Annotated in this window: 15 protein-coding genes; 4 read left to right on the top strand and 11 right to left on the bottom strand. The window is 68.7% G+C overall.

Annotated features, from left to right (window positions below):
• Window positions 1–43: 43 nt before the first annotated feature.
• The gene (locus AB0H43_RS20925) at window positions 44–1,501 is read left to right on the top strand and encodes an MFS transporter (protein WP_360001355.1); all 1,458 of its coding nucleotides are present in this window, start codon (window positions 44–46) and stop codon (window positions 1,499–1,501) included.
• A gap of 39 nt (window positions 1,502–1,540) precedes the next feature.
• Here AB0H43_RS20925 and AB0H43_RS20920 read toward each other — a convergent pair whose 3' ends face one another.
• Both AB0H43_RS20920 and AB0H43_RS20915 read right to left on the bottom strand, forming a co-directional pair.
• Entirely contained in the window at window positions 1,541–2,770 is a 1,230-nt protein-coding gene (locus tag AB0H43_RS20920) for a DUF6596 domain-containing protein (protein ID WP_360001352.1), read from the bottom strand.
• Window positions 2,770–3,159 carry a YciI family protein gene (locus tag AB0H43_RS20915; protein WP_360001350.1) on the bottom strand — a complete coding sequence of 130 codons (390 nt, stop codon included), beginning with the start codon at window positions 3,157–3,159 and terminating at the stop codon, window positions 2,770–2,772. The genes AB0H43_RS20920 and AB0H43_RS20915 overlap by 1 nt, the downstream gene beginning before the upstream one ends.
• Before the next feature lie 257 nt (window positions 3,160–3,416).
• Between AB0H43_RS20915 and AB0H43_RS20910 the strand changes: the two genes are divergently transcribed.
• Complete coding sequence (locus AB0H43_RS20910) at window positions 3,417–4,130, top strand: DUF899 domain-containing protein (protein ID WP_360001348.1); 714 nt, start codon at window positions 3,417–3,419, stop codon at window positions 4,128–4,130.
• A 99-nt stretch (window positions 4,131–4,229) separates the two neighbouring features.
• On the opposite strand, the gene AB0H43_RS20905 is transcribed toward AB0H43_RS20910, so the two are convergent.
• The 4 genes from AB0H43_RS20905 to AB0H43_RS20890 all read right to left on the bottom strand — a co-directional run bounded on the left by AB0H43_RS20905 (window position 4,230) and on the right by AB0H43_RS20890 (window position 8,547).
• On the bottom strand, window positions 4,230–5,132 hold the full coding sequence (locus AB0H43_RS20905; protein ID WP_360001346.1) for an NAD-dependent epimerase/dehydratase family protein: 903 nt from the start codon (window positions 5,130–5,132) through the stop codon (window positions 4,230–4,232).
• A 13-nt stretch (window positions 5,133–5,145) separates the two neighbouring features.
• Entirely contained in the window at window positions 5,146–6,384 is a 1,239-nt protein-coding gene (locus AB0H43_RS20900; protein WP_360001344.1) for a cytochrome P450, read from the bottom strand.
• 9 nt (window positions 6,385–6,393) lie between these two features.
• Complete coding sequence (locus AB0H43_RS20895) at window positions 6,394–7,278, bottom strand: alpha/beta hydrolase (RefSeq protein WP_360001342.1); 885 nt, start codon at window positions 7,276–7,278, stop codon at window positions 6,394–6,396.
• Window positions 7,279–7,377: 99 nt separating this feature from the next.
• A complete protein-coding gene (locus AB0H43_RS20890; RefSeq protein WP_360001340.1) occupies window positions 7,378–8,547 on the bottom strand; it encodes an alpha/beta hydrolase in 1,170 nt (389 codons plus the stop codon).
• A gap of 118 nt (window positions 8,548–8,665) precedes the next feature.
• On the opposite strand from AB0H43_RS20890, the gene AB0H43_RS20885 reads away from it, so the two are divergent.
• Window positions 8,666–9,577, top strand: coding sequence for a LysR family transcriptional regulator (locus AB0H43_RS20885; RefSeq protein WP_360001338.1), 912 nt, complete (start codon window positions 8,666–8,668; stop codon window positions 9,575–9,577).
• Window positions 9,578–9,613: 36 nt separating this feature from the next.
• Here AB0H43_RS20885 and AB0H43_RS20880 read toward each other — a convergent pair whose 3' ends face one another.
• The 3 genes from AB0H43_RS20880 to AB0H43_RS20870 are packed head-to-tail and all read right to left on the bottom strand — an operon-like array spanning window position 9,614 to window position 11,021.
• Window positions 9,614–9,826 carry a DUF4287 domain-containing protein gene (locus AB0H43_RS20880; protein WP_360001336.1) on the bottom strand — a complete coding sequence of 71 codons (213 nt, stop codon included), beginning with the start codon at window positions 9,824–9,826 and terminating at the stop codon, window positions 9,614–9,616.
• On the bottom strand, window positions 9,823–10,425 hold the full coding sequence (locus tag AB0H43_RS20875) for a copper resistance CopC family protein (protein WP_360001334.1): 603 nt from the start codon (window positions 10,423–10,425) through the stop codon (window positions 9,823–9,825). Before AB0H43_RS20875 ends, AB0H43_RS20880 begins: the two co-directional genes overlap by 4 nt.
• On the bottom strand, window positions 10,422–11,021 hold the full coding sequence (locus tag AB0H43_RS20870) for a hypothetical protein (RefSeq protein WP_360001332.1): 600 nt from the start codon (window positions 11,019–11,021) through the stop codon (window positions 10,422–10,424). The genes AB0H43_RS20875 and AB0H43_RS20870 overlap by 4 nt, the downstream gene beginning before the upstream one ends.
• A 280-nt stretch (window positions 11,022–11,301) precedes the next feature.
• On the opposite strand from AB0H43_RS20870, the gene AB0H43_RS20865 reads away from it, so the two are divergent.
• Window positions 11,302–11,556: a DUF3040 domain-containing protein gene (locus tag AB0H43_RS20865; protein WP_360001330.1), complete on the top strand. Its 255-nt coding sequence runs from the start codon at window positions 11,302–11,304 to the stop codon at window positions 11,554–11,556.
• Window positions 11,557–11,617: 61 nt separating this feature from the next.
• Here the strand turns inward: AB0H43_RS20865 and AB0H43_RS20860 are convergent, their stop codons facing one another.
• Together AB0H43_RS20860 and AB0H43_RS20855 are read right to left on the bottom strand one after the other, a co-directional pair.
• Window positions 11,618–12,649 carry an enediyne biosynthesis protein gene (locus AB0H43_RS20860; protein ID WP_360001328.1) on the bottom strand — a complete coding sequence of 344 codons (1,032 nt, stop codon included), beginning with the start codon at window positions 12,647–12,649 and terminating at the stop codon, window positions 11,618–11,620.
• A complete protein-coding gene (locus AB0H43_RS20855; RefSeq protein WP_360001326.1) occupies window positions 12,646–14,616 on the bottom strand; it encodes a CRTAC1 family protein in 1,971 nt (656 codons plus the stop codon). Before AB0H43_RS20855 ends, AB0H43_RS20860 begins: the two co-directional genes overlap by 4 nt.
• Window positions 14,617–14,696: the final 80 nt, after the last annotated feature.

The following is a 14,696-nucleotide window of genomic DNA, read 5'->3' as shown; positions in this document are numbered from 1 at the left end:
CTCTGTTTACCCCTCACCCCTCAACGTCGTCAAAGGACCCGTCATGGCCTCTCCGTCTACCCTGTCGGCCCCTCCGTCGGCCCAGGCGCTCGATCCTCGGCGCTGGCTGGCCCTCATCCTCCTGTGCACCGCGAACTTCATGGTCATCCTGGACTCGCAGATCGTCATCCTCGCGTTGCCGAAGATGTCGGAGGCGCTGCACCTGTCGCCCGAAGCCGCGCAATGGGTGCTCAGCGCCAACCTGCTCACCTTCGGCGGCCTGCTGCTGCTCGGCGGGCGCGCGGCCGACCTGCTCGGCCGCCGGCGCATGTTCATGCTGGGCACCGCGCTGTTCCTGCTGGTGTCGATCGCCTCCGGGCTCGCGCCGAACGCCGAGGTCCTGATCGCCGCCCGAGCGCTGCACGGAGTGTCCGCCGCGCTGATGGCGCCGACCGCACTGTCGATTCTCACCACGACGTTCCCTGAGGGCTCCGAACGCAACAAGGCGCTGGCGGGCTGGGCGGGCATCGCCGGCATCGGCGCGGTCACCGCACTGCTGATCGGCGGCGCGCTGGCCAACCTCGGCTGGCAGTGGGTGTTCTTCGTGAACGTGCCGGTCGCCCTGCTGATGCTGGTGATCAGCCCGAGTCTCCTGCGCGAGAGCCGGGACGCCGGCCTGCCCCGCAAATACGACGTCGCGGGCGCGCTCAGCAGCACCGTCGCCCTGGTCCTCCTGGTGTACGCCGTCGCGATCGCCCCGATGGCGGGCTGGCTCAGCCCGATCACGCTGGGCCTGTTCGCCGGCTCGATCCTGCTGTTCGTGGTCTTCGTCGCCATCGAACGCCGGTCGAGCGCCCCCCTGGTGCCGCTGCGCATCTTCCGTAAGCCCAACCTCAACGGCGGCAACCTCGCCATGGTGACCATGGGCATGCTGGCCTTCGGCTTCTCCGTCACGATCTCGCAGTACTCGCAGATCGTGCTCGGGCTCACGCCCTTCGAGTTCGGCGTACGCCAGGCCATCATGCCCGCGATGGCGTTCGTCGGCGCGTACGTGGGGCAGGCGTTCGTGACCCGGCTCGGGTTCCGCCCGGTGGCCGCGGCCTGCCTGGTCATGCTCGGCGCGGGCAGCCTCATCATGGCGCTGACCGCGACCGGTTCGCTCTCCTACGGCGCCACCTTCGTCGCGCTGATCCCCTTCGGCGTCGGCATCGGACTCGGCACCACCGCGGCGTCAGCCGCCGCCCTGTCCGGAGTCGCCGCGTCCGAATCCGGCCTCGCCTCCGGCTTCAACACGGCCGCGCAGCAAGTCGGCGGCGGTCTCGGCGTCGCCGTCGTGCTGACCGTGCTGGCGTCCTACACAGGCTCGGGCACCGGCGGCTTCCAGTCCGCGTTCGTCGCCTGCGTCGTGTTCGCCGTCGTCGGCTTCGTCTTCACGCTCGCGATGATGCGCAGCAAGCAGGCCACCGAGGCGGGGCTGCGGGCCGAACAGCAGCAGCAGACCCCCGTCCTCACCCACTTCTGATCTGCTTCTCCAGCCCCGGCCATCTCCGTCGGCCGGGGCTCATTCGTGGAGGCGGGCGGCTCGGTCCTCCAGATAGCGGCGCTCCGGCAGACTCGTCGCGCGCCGGGCGGCCTCCTCGTACGCCGTCAGCGCCGCCGGCACGTCGCCGGCCAGTTCCAGCAGATGTGCGCGTACCGCTTGAAGACGGTGACCACCCGCGATGCGCTCGTCGGAGTCGAGCGTGGCCAGCAGCTCGAGGCCGGCCGCGGGGCCGTCGGCCATCGCCAGGGCGACCGCCTTGTTGAGCCGGACCATGGGGTTGGGCCAGACCTGTTCGAGCAGTTCGTAGAGGACGAGGATCTGGGGCCAGTCGGTGTCCTCGGCGCGCGCCGCCTCGTCGTGGACCGCGGCGATCGCGGCTTGGAGCTGGTAGGGGCCGATGGGCGCCGCGCTGAGGGTCTGCGTGACCAGTGCCGTGCCCTCGGCGATCTGGTCCTGATTCCACTTTGTCCGGTCCTGGTCGGCCAGCGCGATCAGGGTGCCGTCCGGCCCGGTACGCGCGGAGCTGCGCGCGTCGGTGAGCAGCATGAGCGCGAGGAGCCCGGCGACTTCGCCGTCGTCGGGCAGCAGCCGGTGCAGTTCGCGGGTGAGCCGGATGGCTTCGGCGGTCAGGTCGGGCCGGCGCAGGTCGGGGCCGGAGGTGGCGGTGTAGCCCTCGTTGAAGATGAGGTACAGGACGTGGCGCACCACGCGGAGCCGGTCGTGCAGATCGGGGCCGGTCGGCAGGCGGAAGCTCGCCCCGGCCGCCTTGATCTGCTGCTTGGCCCGGCTGATCCGCTGGCCCATGGTGGCGTCCGGGACCATGAACGCGTGGGCGATCTGGGTGGTGGTGAGGCCGCCGACGGCCCGGAGGGTGAGCGCCATCGCCGACGGCCGGGACAGCGCCGGATGGCAGCAGAGCAGCAGCAGGACGAGCGTGTCGTCGCCGCGGGACTGGTCGTCACCCGGGCCGATGGTGACGAACTCGTCGCGGGGCGTCAACGCGGCTGAGGTCGCCTCGCGATGCTGGCGCGCGGCCTCACTGCGCTGGAGGTCGGTGAGGCGGCGGCCGGCGACGGTGATCAGCCAGGCCGCCGGAGAGTCGGGTATGCCCTGCTCCGGCCATTGCACCACGGCCGCGAGCAGGGCCTCCTGGACCGCGTCCTCGCACGCGTCGAAGTTGCCGTACCGACGGACGAGTACGCTGAGGACCTGCGGCACGAGTCCGCGCAGCAGGTCCTCCGGGACCATCACCTCTCCATGTCGGACAGATCCGCGAGCGGCCGCAGTTCGACGGTCCCGTACCGGGCGTCGGGCATCCGCGACGCGATCTCGATCGCCCGCTCCTCGCTGGCCACGTCGATCAGGAAGAATCCGGCCAGGTGCTCCTTGACGTCGACGAACGGGCCGTCGGTGACGGTGAGCTGCTCGTCGCGGATACGCAGCGTCTTGGTGGTCGACGGCGCGTCGAGGGCGGCCGACTCGACCAGTTCGCCGGACTGGTGGATCTCCGTCATGAGGGCGGCGAACTCCTTGAGCTTGGTCTCGCGCGCCTCCGGCTCCAGCGGCTCGTGCTGGTGCAGGAACATCGGGTGGACCCAGCTGGCCGGGTTGCTGTGGATCAGGACGACATACTTCATGCTTCACCCCTACGCTCCGGCGCCGGTGTCGGCGCCTCTCATCAAATAAGTCGGAACAAAGAGGCGGATTTCGACATCCAGCGAGCTGACCCTCCACGGGTCCGGCCACCCGACCGAGGCTAGAGCATCCTCCAGGGGTGGGCAACGGTGCCACGCGGGTCGATGGATCCGCCCGGATGTCGAAATCCGGCATCCGGCTCCGACTCACTAATGAGGCGGAAAACCGGATCATCGGGCCGAACCAAAGGGAAGGTTTCATGCGTCTACCGACTGTCGTCAGCCCCGAGAAGTGGCTGACCGCCCGCAAGGCTCTGCTGGCCGCCGAGACGGCGGCGAACGAGGCCCGGCGGGCCGCGACCGCCGAACGGCAGCAGCTGCCGATGGTGCGGGTCGACAAGAAATACGTCTTCGAGGGCGACCAGGGCACCGTGTCGCTGGCCGAGCTGTTCGACGGCCGGCGGCAGCTGATCGTCTACCACATGATGTTCGACCCGGCCTGGGACGAGGGCTGCCGGTTCTGCTCATTCCTCATGGACAACGTCGGACACCTCGCGCATCTGCACGCGCGGAACACGACGTTCGCCATCGTGTCCCGCGCGCCGCTGGAGAAGTTGCAGCGGCATCGCGAGCGCATGGGCTGGCCGATGCCGTGGTACTCGTCGTTCGGCTCGGACTTCAACTACGACTTCCACGTCACCCTCGACGAGGCGATCGCCCCGGTCGAGTACAACTACAAGGACAAGGCGACGCTGCTCGCCGAGGGCCAGTCCTTCTTCACCGAGGGCGAGCAGGGCGCGGTCAGCGTGTTCCTGCGCGACGGCGCGGACGTGTTCCACACCTATTCGTCGTACGGGTGGGAGAACGACATCCTGCACAACACGTTCAACTACCTGGACCTGACGCCGCTGGGGCGGCAGATGGACGGCCCGGACAGCGTCGCGGTGCGCTACCACGACCGCTACCCGGCCTGACGGCGCTCGTGTCTCGCGATATCCGGGATAACGTCCCCTCGACGGGCGGGAAGGCAACGTTATCCCGGATATCGCGATCGGACACAGTGAGCCGGGCGGTCACGCGTCGAGCATCTCCCGGCGCCAGTCCGTCTTCGGCTCGCGGCGCAGTTCGTGGCGCAGCGCCTCGACGAGCGAGGTGTGCACCGGATTCCAGCCGAGCGCGTGCCGCGTCTTCACCGCCGAGCATTCCTGGTCGAGCCGGAACAGCCCGGCGAAGATCGCGATCTCCGGCGGCGGTTCCTCGTCAAGCGACCAGGACATCGTCTTGCCTCCGCCGACGACGTCGGCGATGACGTCGACCTCGATGTTCTCGGACACGCCGTACCAGTAGGTGCGCGGCGCGGCCCGCTTGGCGATCGCCACGTACAACCAGGCCAGGTCCTCGACGTGGACGGCGCCCCAGCGTACGCCGGGCTCACCGAGGTAGACGCCGGCGCCGACCCGGTCACGCAGCGGGATCCAGCGATCGCCCACGACGCCGCCGCCGTTGCCGTAGATGAGGCCCGGCCGCACGATGATGCCGCCGCCGTCGATGACGCGCCGTTCCACCTTGTCCCGCCAGCCGACGAACGGATGCGGGATCGGGACGGTGTCCTCGGTGGTGTAGCCCTCACCGGAGACGTCCGAGCCGGAGGTGTAGATCAGCGGTACGCCCGACGCGAGCAGGCCGTCGACCGAGGCGAGATCCTGGTCCTCGTCGAGGATCGCGCCGAGGTTGACGACGAGGTCGAAGCCGCGTGCGGCCTCGGTCAGCGACGCCGGGTCGGTCAGATCCCCAGGCACCGTCGGATAACGGCTGGGGATGGTCTTGCCGCCTGGCCGCTGCAGGCACGTGACCTGGTAACCGGCCTGGAGGAAGGCGCGCGCGGTATGCGTGCCGGCGTACCCGGCGGCGCCGATGACGAGCACCTTCGCCGGGGGCTGCACGCCCTCCCCCACTTGGTTGTCGTACTCCGACATGGTTCCCCCTTCTTCACCAGGTGACGGGCAGGCTTTTCAAGGCGTACACGGTGGTGTCGTCGCTGAACTGGAGTTCGGACTCGGGCACCGCCAGGCGCAGCCCCGGGAACCGGTTGAGCAACGCCGGGTACGCCTCCCGCAGCTCCATCCGGGCCAGCGGCGCACCGATGCAGAAGTGCACGCCGTGGCCGAAGGCGAGGTGACCCGACGGCACCCGGGTGATGTCGAGCCGGTCACCGTCCTGGATGTACTCCGGATCCCGGTTCGCCGCCGCAAGGGCCGGGACGACGAGGTCGCCTTCGCGGAAGGTGTGCTCGCCGATGACGGTGTCGCGGGTGGCCTGACGGACGAAGCCACCGTGGAGCACGCCCAGGTAGCGCAGCAGTTCCTCGACCGCGCCGGGCACGACGTCGGGGTCGTCCCGCATCATGGCCAGCTGGTCGGGATGGCGCAGGAGGGCGAGCGTACCCAGGGACAGCATCTGCGTCGTCGTCTCGTGCCCGGCGATGAGCAGCGCGTTGGCCAGGCCGACGAGTTCGTCGTCGGTGATGTCGTCGGCCTCGCTGCCCGCACCGTGCTCACGAAGGAGCATGCCGAGGATGTCGTCGCTCGGGTTGGCCCGATGGTGGTTGATGAGTTCCCGGGTCACCCAGCCGGCGTCGCCGAGCCGGCGCAGCTCGGCCAGCGGCGACGAGTCGTCGGAGACCCGGGAGGCCTTGCTGCGGAAGCGTTCCCGGTCGGCCTCCGGCACGCCGATCAGCTCGCAGATCACCATGACCGGCACGGTCTTGGCGAACATGGTCACGAGGTCGACCGGCGGACCGGCCTTCTCCATGGCGTCCAGGGCGGTGTGGATGATCTCGACGACCCGCGGTCGCAGTCGCTCGACGCGGCGGGTGGTGAACCAGGCGTGGACCATCTTGCGCAGCCGGGTGTGCTCCGGCGGGTCGAGGAAGATCAGGTTGCCGACCTTGCGCCGGCGGCGGATCTTCTCCGGGTCGAATCCGGCGTCGGTCAACGCCGGCGGCGGCGGCACGGTGCCGACGAAGAACCCCTCGGTGTCGGCGAGCTGCGCGCGGACTTCGGCGTACCGGCTGATCAGCGTCGCCTCCTGACCGAAGGCGGTGGTGACCTGCGCGAGTTCGCCCGAGTCGCGGACGCGGGACAGCTCGTCGGAGACGTCCAGCCCGGACCGGGTCCGGGACAGGGCCATCGGGCAGCGGATCGCCGGCTCTGCAGTCGTGTCGGTCATCGCTTCGCCTCAGGACTGGAAGAACTCGGTCATGATCGGCGCGACCCGCTTCTGGTCGTAGAGGTGCCCGACCTCCTCCATCGTGACGAGCTTCGCGTCGGCCAGCTCGTCGACGACCTTCTCCATCGCGTCGAAGATGCCGCGCACGGTCAGCTCGCCCCGGATGATGAGGGTCGGCGCGCTGATCTTCGCCAGTGCCTCGTGCGGTATCTGCGTGTGGTCGCGGCTGATGATCGCGTCGTAGTAGGTCGACGGCGCGTTGGCCAGGAACGCCTGCCACGCCGGATGCTGACGGAAGCCGTCGATCGTCTCGTCGGTGACGAAGCCGACGACGTCGCGGCCGAACAAGGCCACCGCGCCGTCGTGGTCCCCGGCCTCGTTGAGCCGCCGGATCTCCTCGATCTGCTCGGTGGTGGCCGGACGCGACCAGTACGGGGGCTCGTAAAGGCCCAGCTTCTTCATCGGCACCCCGGCCGCGGCGGCGAGGATGACGATCTGACCGCCGGTGCAGTTGGCGAACACGTACGGCGTCTGCCCAGTGTCCTTCTCGACCGCCTCGACCACCGCCGCGAGGTCCTCGACCTCGCGCTCGATCACATAGCCGTCGAGGTCGCCCATGCCACTGTCGCCGCGCCCGCGCCGGTCGCAGTTGTACACGGTGAAGTTCTCGGACATGAGGTTCGCGAACGGGTAGAACATCCCCCGGTCGTTCAGGCCCCCGCCGAGGACGACGACCGGCTCACCCCGGCCCGACCTCTCATAGGCGATGAGCGTGCCGTCGGCCGACCGCACCTGCTGAACCGGCAGATCACGCTCGCCGGCGTAGTCGTCGTCGAGACCGAGCCCGTCGGGGGCGATTCCGTGCTCATCCTCGGTGTGAATGCGCCGCTCCACCATCGACAGCCTCCCAGAGTGATTGACTAAGATCGCTCTGTCACGCTAGCGGGGGGTTCGGCGGGCCTTCATCTCTGTGATTGCGCAGGGTTGTCGTCTTCAGCGGTGGAGCGTCCGCTGCCGTGATCTCACCGTGGCCGCGAACGCCTCGATCGCGTCGACGACCGCCTCGAAGCGGAGTGAGTGGTACAAGTCGAAGGCGTGGTGCGCGCCCTTCATCTCGGCGTAGACGATGGGGGCGGTCGACACTTGGCGCAGACGGTCGGCGAACTCCCGGGCGTCCGCCTGCGGCACGAGGGTGTCTTTGTCGCCGTGGGCCAGGAAGAACGGCGGCGCGTCGGCGGTGATGTGGTTCGCCGGTCCGGACTCCGGCGAATCGTCGAAATATGTGCCGTACCAGGCATTGAGGAGGACGGCGGCGCTGACGGAGGTGTCGGCCTGCTCGAAGCCGGGCTGGTAGGCGGGATCGTTCTGGGTGAGCGCGGCCAGCGCCGCCATGTGCCCGCCGGCCGAGCTGCCCGCGACGAACACCGTCGACGGGTCCGCTCCGTACTCCTGGCCGTGCTCCCGGGCCCACGCTATGACCTTCTTGAAGTCGATCAGGTGATCCGGGTGCTTGTGCTGGGGCTGGAGCCGGTAGTTCGCACTGATGCACACCCAACCGTTGCCGGCGAGCCGGTAGAGCAGCGGCAGCGACTGGCTGTTCTTGTGGCCGCCGGAGTAGTGGCCGCCGTGCATATGGATCAGGATGGGCGCACCGGTGGGGCGCGAACGGTGATGGTAGACGTCGAGCAGGTTGTGGCGGCCCGCGTCGCCGTAGGAGAGGTTGGCCACGCGGCGCACGTCCGGCCGGCGCCGGAAGAAGGGCAGGAACAGGATGCGGGCCCAGGGGAGGCGGTGCCGCAGCCTGGCGGCCAGGTCGGGGTCGATCGTCGTACGCCAGTCGGCGCCCAGCCCGTCGGCCACCGCGCGCCGGACGCGGCTGCGGTCGCGCCATCCCTGGTACGCGACGACGGTCAGCCCGAGCGCGGCGATGGCGGCCAACGCGACCGCAGCCCAGGCGATCGGCGAGGTGATGTCCCCCTCGGCGAACGCCAGCGCCGTCGAGACGCCCAGCCAGTAGATGCCGGCAAAGAACGGCAGCTCGTTGACGGCGAGGCCGAGGAAGTAGCTCACCGTGGAGACCGGCCGCGGGCGGCGTACCGGCGCGAGCGCGAAGAGTGTGCCCACCGCGACGCAGAACACGGTGAATACATAGCCGATGGGCATGAAACCTCCCTAGACGCACGAATACCCCACTACTCTCCATCGCGGCCTGGTCGTTGATCAACTCGAACCTGTGTAACGATCGTGAAGCCATGGTTCACGATGCGGGGAGGTGTGACCGATGCTGGAGCGGCACGAGATCGAGGCATTCCTGACGCTGGCCGAGGAGCTGCATTTCGGCCGGACCGCCGAGCGGCTGACGGTCTCCACCACCCGGATCAGCCAGACGATCCGGAAGGTGGAGCGCGCGGTCGGCGCGCCGTTGTTCGACCGCACCAGCCGCCGAGTGACGCTCACTCCGATCGGCCGGCAATTGCGTGACGACCTGCGACCCGCGTACGACCTGGTCCGGCAGAGCTTCCAGAACGCCGTCGCCGCCGGCCGCGGTGTCACCGGAGTCCTCCGCGCCGGATATTTCGGCTCCGACGCGGCCCACGTCCTGCATGCCGTGAGTGACACGTTCCGCCTGCGATACCCCGACTGCGACGTGGAGATCGTGGAGCTTCAGCTCAACAACGGCCTCCTGGCGATGCAGACCGGCCAGGTGGATCTGGAGCTGACCCGCCTGCCGGCCGTCCATCCCGAGATCGTCGGTGGTCCAGTGCTGTTCACCGAGCCGAAGGTGCTCGCAGTGCCGGCGGCGCACCCCTTCGCTCGCCGCGAGTCGGTGTCTTTGGAGGACTTGGCCGAGGTGCGGATGCTGCGAAACCCCAGTGCCATGCTGGACAGTTGGGACGAGTTCCATTCGCCTCGGCACACCCCGAGCGGGCGGCCCATCCCTCACGTGCCGGGCGCCGACACCTTCCTGGGAATGCTCGCACTCGTCGGCGCGGGAAAGGGCGTATACCCGGAGGGTGGCCGGGCGATGCGGTACTACGCCCGCCCCGACATCACCTACGTCCCGTTCAACGACGCGCCGCCGCTCCAGTGGGGGCTGGTCTGGCTCCGCGTACGCGAGACCGCCCGAATCCGCGCCTTCGAGCAGACTGCGCGACTGGTCGTGCCGAGCCTGCCCGTGCCGCCAGCGGCTTGAGCCTGCCGCCGGCGGCACGGGTCTGGCCCGCGTCCACTAGGCGCCGGCGGTCTCCTGCTGATAGCGGTGCACGAGCGCCATCGCATGGCCGTGCCCGACCTGGTGGTCCGACTTGAGCCAGTTCACGAGTTCGCCGGTCTTCGTCAAAGGGGAGGTGCCGATGATCTTCATCCATTCGTCGATCGACTTGCCGTACTTCTTCTCGATGGCCGGATAGCTGATCGCCGGGCCTCTTCCGGGACTGGTCACGATTCGTGTGCTCCTTGCGTCGATGGCGATTCACTGGCACGGCCGGTGATCCGGCCCACGGCGCCCGGCCGCTTCAGATACAGCAGACCGAGCACCGAGCACAGAACGAGCAGATCCACGAACAGAAACGTGGCGCCCACCGGATCCACCGTGTGCTGGTGCGCCGACGCGTCGTAGCGGGCCTGCTCGACGACGGCGGCCGCGGCCGGCGACGGCGGCGCGCCGGTGCCGACGCTGAACTGGACCACGTCGAAGGTCTCGCCGCCGTCGGCGAACACGACGTGGAAGGCGACCAGGTAATCCCCGGCGGTGGTGATCGAGACCGGCAGGGTCAGCTCGTCGCCGGTGGCGACGAGGTCGCCGCCGCCCACATCGGTTCCGGCGGTGGTGCGTACGGCGACGTGGGAATCGGGGGCCGACGGTGGCGCATCGAAGCGCAGGGTCACCTGCCGCGGCGCACTGGCCAGCGCCGCTCCGTCCGGCGGATCGCTCGTCGTCAGGCGTCCCTGCGCGTACGCCGGACCGCCCGCGGCCGCCAGGACGAGCAGGCCCGCTGACAGCACCACGGCGAAACGGCGTACGCGGTGGGCGAACCTCACGCCGCGCCCACCTCGGCGAGCCGGCGCGGGCGGCGCTTCTCGACGGCGCAGGTACACGTCATCCGGTCCAGCTCGGCACGGTTGGGCCGGAGGTGGAAGTACATCGCGATGATCATCGGGATGAAGACGACGGAGTTGTAGAACAGGTGCAGCTCGACGCGGGGCAGGACCAGCTGCAGGATGCTGGTCGGCACCTTCTGGCCGAAGAACGGCGTGTGCGTCTGCGCTTGGATGAGCAGCAGGAAGTGCTCGATGTGGTGCCAGAACTGGATCGCCAGCGCGATCGTCCACCAGGTACGCGACCGGCCGGTGAAGCCGGGGCGCAGCAGGAACAGGAAGACGAGCATCACGATCGCGTACCCGTAGTGCAGCCACTCCGAGGTGACCAGCCACGGGAAGTACTGCCCGAGGACGCCGCGCGACTGCGGCCGGGGCCAGCCGAGCACCCAGATCTGGTACGCCTGCACCAGATGTTCTGCCCAGTGCGCCAGCACGATCGCCATGAACAGGTTGAGGCCGATCCGGTGATAGCGGCTATTGAGTGTGGCGAGGAATCCACCCGCCGGCGCCGTCTGACTCAGGGCCACGTTCGACATGACGTTCCCTCCCCTTCCACTAGGCCACACGGTGCGGCTGACGATACGCATCGCAATCGGTGTGGTCTTCTTCGTAATTGCGGTCTCCATGGACCACGGCGTACGCCCCGGAAAGGAATGATGCACAGATAAGGAAACACGGTTTGTTGCCCTGGTACCGCCTCGATGCGGTCACCGAGCCGTGTCGACCGCGCCGCGCCCGTGCGAGGGGCGCCGTGCCGTCGCTTCTTTCAGTCCGCAGTCGCCTATCCGAACTGGACAACCGACCGAGGTGATCACAGTGCTCAGCGAAAAAGACGCGCAGCAGCTCGCCGACATCGAGCACGAGCTGGTCGCCAGTGATCCGCAATTCGTGACCCGAATGCGATCGCGAAAGCACGTCTCGATTCCGGCGGCCGCGCTGGCCGCGGTCTGGGTCGGGACGCTGATCGTGACCGCCCTCTGCGGGTGGATCGCCGTCTTCGCGATGGTCGGCTCACTGGTCATGCTCGAGGTGACGCGACGGCTGTCGTGGCGGTTCGCCAAACCTCACTAGTCGTACGGCCTGGGTCTGGTCGTGGGCGACGACCAGACCCAGGCTCGCGGGATCGCCGGTGTCAGACCGTGGCGGACGCGGCGCCGGTGATCGAGGTCATCCGGCCGGATCGCTTGTCCCGCAACGCCTTGATCCACCAGTACGCCCCCCGCAGCAGGCAGACGATGGTGACGGCGAAGAACAAGGTGTAGACGACGTTGAACACCATGAGGATGCCGTAGACGGTGCCGACGCTCGCCCCGAACATGAACTGGTTGCGGAACGGCCCCGGCGTCGTACCCGGGTCAGTGATCATGTAGTTGGTGAACAGGACGAACGCGACGCCGGTCATGATGCTCAGCGCGCCCCAGATGGCGACGTCCCAGATCGCCCAGCGGAGCACCGCCTGGATGACGAACGAGCCCATCCAGCCCATGATCAGGCCGACCTTCTTCGTCAGCGCCGCGTTGAGGACCGTGCCGGCCGTGACGATGATGATCGGGATCATCACCCGGATCACGTCGGGCACGTTCTCGGTGAAGTGATACGGCGGAGCGACGTTGACCCACGAGAACGCCAGCAGCGTCATCGTGATGCCGAAGTTCGACGGGTTCATGAAGTGCCGCATCCGGCCCTTGATCGGCGCCTGCAGCACGTACTTCTGCCCGATCGCGACCACGACGGCGAACGCGATGGGCCAGAACTTCGTGTTCGCGTACAACAGCATGTTGGCCGCGAGCGAGGTGATGTGCGTGGGCAGCAGGAAGGTGTAGACGCCCCAGAAGCCGTTGCCCGAGTACGCCGGCGCGCGGCGTTGCGCCCAGGCCGCGATGGCCTCGAAGACGAACTCGGCGGTGTAGCCGGTGAGCAGGGCCAGCAGCGGCCAGGTCCACGGCTGTTCGAAGCCGAGGAGGGCGTAGCCGAGGATGTTGAAGACGGACATGGAGATGGCGAAGTTGCGCAGCGCCTTGTAGCGGGGGTCGGTGTTGTCCACCCTGGGCGGGCGTTCGGCCGTGGTACGCCGCTCCCAGCCGGCGGCGGTCGCCGGTGCGGTCGTGACGGTCGGGGTCTTGGTGATGACGGGAGGCGTGCTGATCCGTTCGACGTGGGTCATCGCGCCTGCACCTCCTTGGCCTCGGTGGTCAGCAGGATGTCGTGCCAGCCGGCGGTCAGGTCCAGTGCCTGGACGTGGACCGCGCCGGTGAGGTCGCGCCAGTGGACCTGCGCCGAGACCGGCTTGCCGGCGTTGCCCCCCAGCCCGAAGAACAGGTCGAAGCTGCGCTTGCCGGAGTGGCCGCCGCCGCCGTCGAGTTGGGCCAGATGCTTCTTGCCGTCGGCGGTGGTGACCGTCACGACCGCCCCGTACGCCGGGGTGCCGATCGGGCCGCCGGTGGCGGTGGCGCCGGCCGACGTCGCCGGCCGGTAGAGCCGCAGCCCGACGTAGTCGTTGTTCCCGATCGGGCCGTCGTTCCGGTAGTAGGACGGCGCGCCCCACTGCCGTGCGACGACGAAGTCCTGACGGCCGTCGCCGTCCGCGTCGCCGACGGCGACTCCCCGGCTCGGGGTGCTGTCGGTAAACCCGAGATCGGCGCTCAGATTGACGAAGCGCTCGTCGTCGGTCTCCTTGACCCAGAAGCCGAACGGCTGCGAGCCCGCGATGTCGTCACCGGGTTCGGCCTTCGGCCACATCTGCGGCTGCTGGAGCATGAGGTCGTTGGCGGCGGCCAGTTCCTGCAGCCAGTTGAATCGGTTGATCTTGCCCTTGACGAAGCCGGCCGCCTGCACCACGGCCAGCTGCCCGCTGTTGTCGAAGTCGGCCATCTTCGCGTCCCAGCCCCAGCCGATCCAGGCCATGTTCATCGCGGCGGCCTTGTTCTCGAACGGCGCGTCGCCGCCGGCCATCATGGCCTTGGCGTCGGCCGGGCTGGTGGCGGTGTTGCACCAGACCATGTTGCTTTCCTCGAGGCCCCAGCTCGTCGTGATGTTGCTGACGAACATGTCGAACCGGCCGGTCGACATCAGGTCGCCGAACTCGATGCTCATGCCCTTGAACGAGTCGTGCCCGACCACCAGCGACTTGGGATCGAACGGTCCCCGGGTGCCCTGGTCGAGGGAGAACTTGATCTGCCCCGGCGTGGACACGTTGTGGAAGAACCGGTCGTTGCCGAAGTCGTTGGCGAGGTAGAGCTCGGGCAGCAGGTCGCCGTCGAGGTCACCGGAGCCCGCGCCGAGCGTCCAGCCCGTGGCGTACTTGGGCGCGATGGCGTACTGCTCCTCGTAGACGACCGCCTTGTCGGTGGCCGACTTCCAGTGCAGGACGTGGGCGCCGCCGGCGTTCTTCGCCGACGACATCGAGTCGTTCATCTGGACGGTCGGCTGGCCCTGCGGGTTGAGGACCTCCGTGTCCGGGAAGTAGTTGAACACGCCGATGTCGGGCTTGCCGTCACCGTCGAAGTCGGCGACCGCCACGGCGTTGGTGTTCCAGGCCGGGCCGTGGTACCGCCCGTCGGGGGCGGTCGCCTGCCAGATCAGCTCGGTCGGGGTGAAGTTCGACAGGGCGAGCGTGGCGGACGCGTGGTTGTTGAGGAACACCACCGGCGTACGCCCCCAGTAGTAGACGAGCAGGTCGGTCCAGCCGTCGAGGTTGAAGTCGCCGGGCGTGCAGCCCATCGGCGCCATGGTGTCGCTCATCGGCAACGGCGCCGGGTTGAGCACGAACGGCGCGTAGCTGCCCGTACCCGGGGCCGGGGTGACGACCGCCGAATCGCTGCGGGTGTCCACGAGGCACAGGTCGTTGGCGACGTTCTGGCCGTCGAGATCGTTGATCGCCACCGCCGCGCCGACCGAGGAGATCCAGGAGCGGATGTGCTCGTACGCCGGATTCACCTGGCGTACCTCCCGCATCGGGAGGCCGGGCGGCAGGGCGATGGTCATGTTCGTGAAGTGGAACCGCGACGCGAGCGAGGCTCGTTCCGCGGCCGAGGCCTCCGGTAGCTGCGCGACGCCGAACAGCGTGGCGACCACGACCAGCACGACCGTGGCTGGCAGGAGTCGGCGGAGTGCGCCTGGTTTCGATGTCATAGGTTCCCCTCGATCGAGGCACGTCTCATCGTCCGACGACCGGAGCGGGTCGCCGGAGAACGAGGAATGCGGTGGGCCGT

This window comes from Hamadaea sp. NPDC050747, from assembly GCF_040654195.1.
GTDB lineage: Bacteria > Actinomycetota > Actinomycetes > Mycobacteriales > Micromonosporaceae > Hamadaea.
Note: the sequence above shows the minus strand (reverse complement) of the source record. Positions and strands in the feature narration are given on the sequence as shown.

Coding starts and splice junctions, on each gene's coding strand:
- AB0H43_RS20925 (WP_360001355.1), top strand. CDS start 44: ATGGCCTCTCCGTCTACCCTGTCGGCCCCTCCGTCGGCCCAGGCGCTC.
- AB0H43_RS20920 (WP_360001352.1), bottom strand. CDS start 2,770: ATGGTCCCGGAGGACCTGCTGCGCGGACTCGTGCCGCAGGTCCTCAGC.
- AB0H43_RS20915 (WP_360001350.1), bottom strand. CDS start 3,159: ATGAAGTATGTCGTCCTGATCCACAGCAACCCGGCCAGCTGGGTCCAC.
- AB0H43_RS20910 (WP_360001348.1), top strand. CDS start 3,417: ATGCGTCTACCGACTGTCGTCAGCCCCGAGAAGTGGCTGACCGCCCGC.
- AB0H43_RS20905 (WP_360001346.1), bottom strand. CDS start 5,132: ATGTCGGAGTACGACAACCAAGTGGGGGAGGGCGTGCAGCCCCCGGCG.
- AB0H43_RS20900 (WP_360001344.1), bottom strand. CDS start 6,384: ATGACCGACACGACTGCAGAGCCGGCGATCCGCTGCCCGATGGCCCTG.
- AB0H43_RS20890 (WP_360001340.1), bottom strand. CDS start 8,547: ATGCCCATCGGCTATGTATTCACCGTGTTCTGCGTCGCGGTGGGCACA.
- AB0H43_RS20885 (WP_360001338.1), top strand. CDS start 8,666: ATGCTGGAGCGGCACGAGATCGAGGCATTCCTGACGCTGGCCGAGGAG.
- AB0H43_RS20870 (WP_360001332.1), bottom strand. CDS start 11,021: ATGTCGAACGTGGCCCTGAGTCAGACGGCGCCGGCGGGTGGATTCCTC.
- AB0H43_RS20860 (WP_360001328.1), bottom strand. CDS start 12,649: ATGACCCACGTCGAACGGATCAGCACGCCTCCCGTCATCACCAAGACC.
- AB0H43_RS20855 (WP_360001326.1), bottom strand. CDS start 14,616: ATGACATCGAAACCAGGCGCACTCCGCCGACTCCTGCCAGCCACGGTC.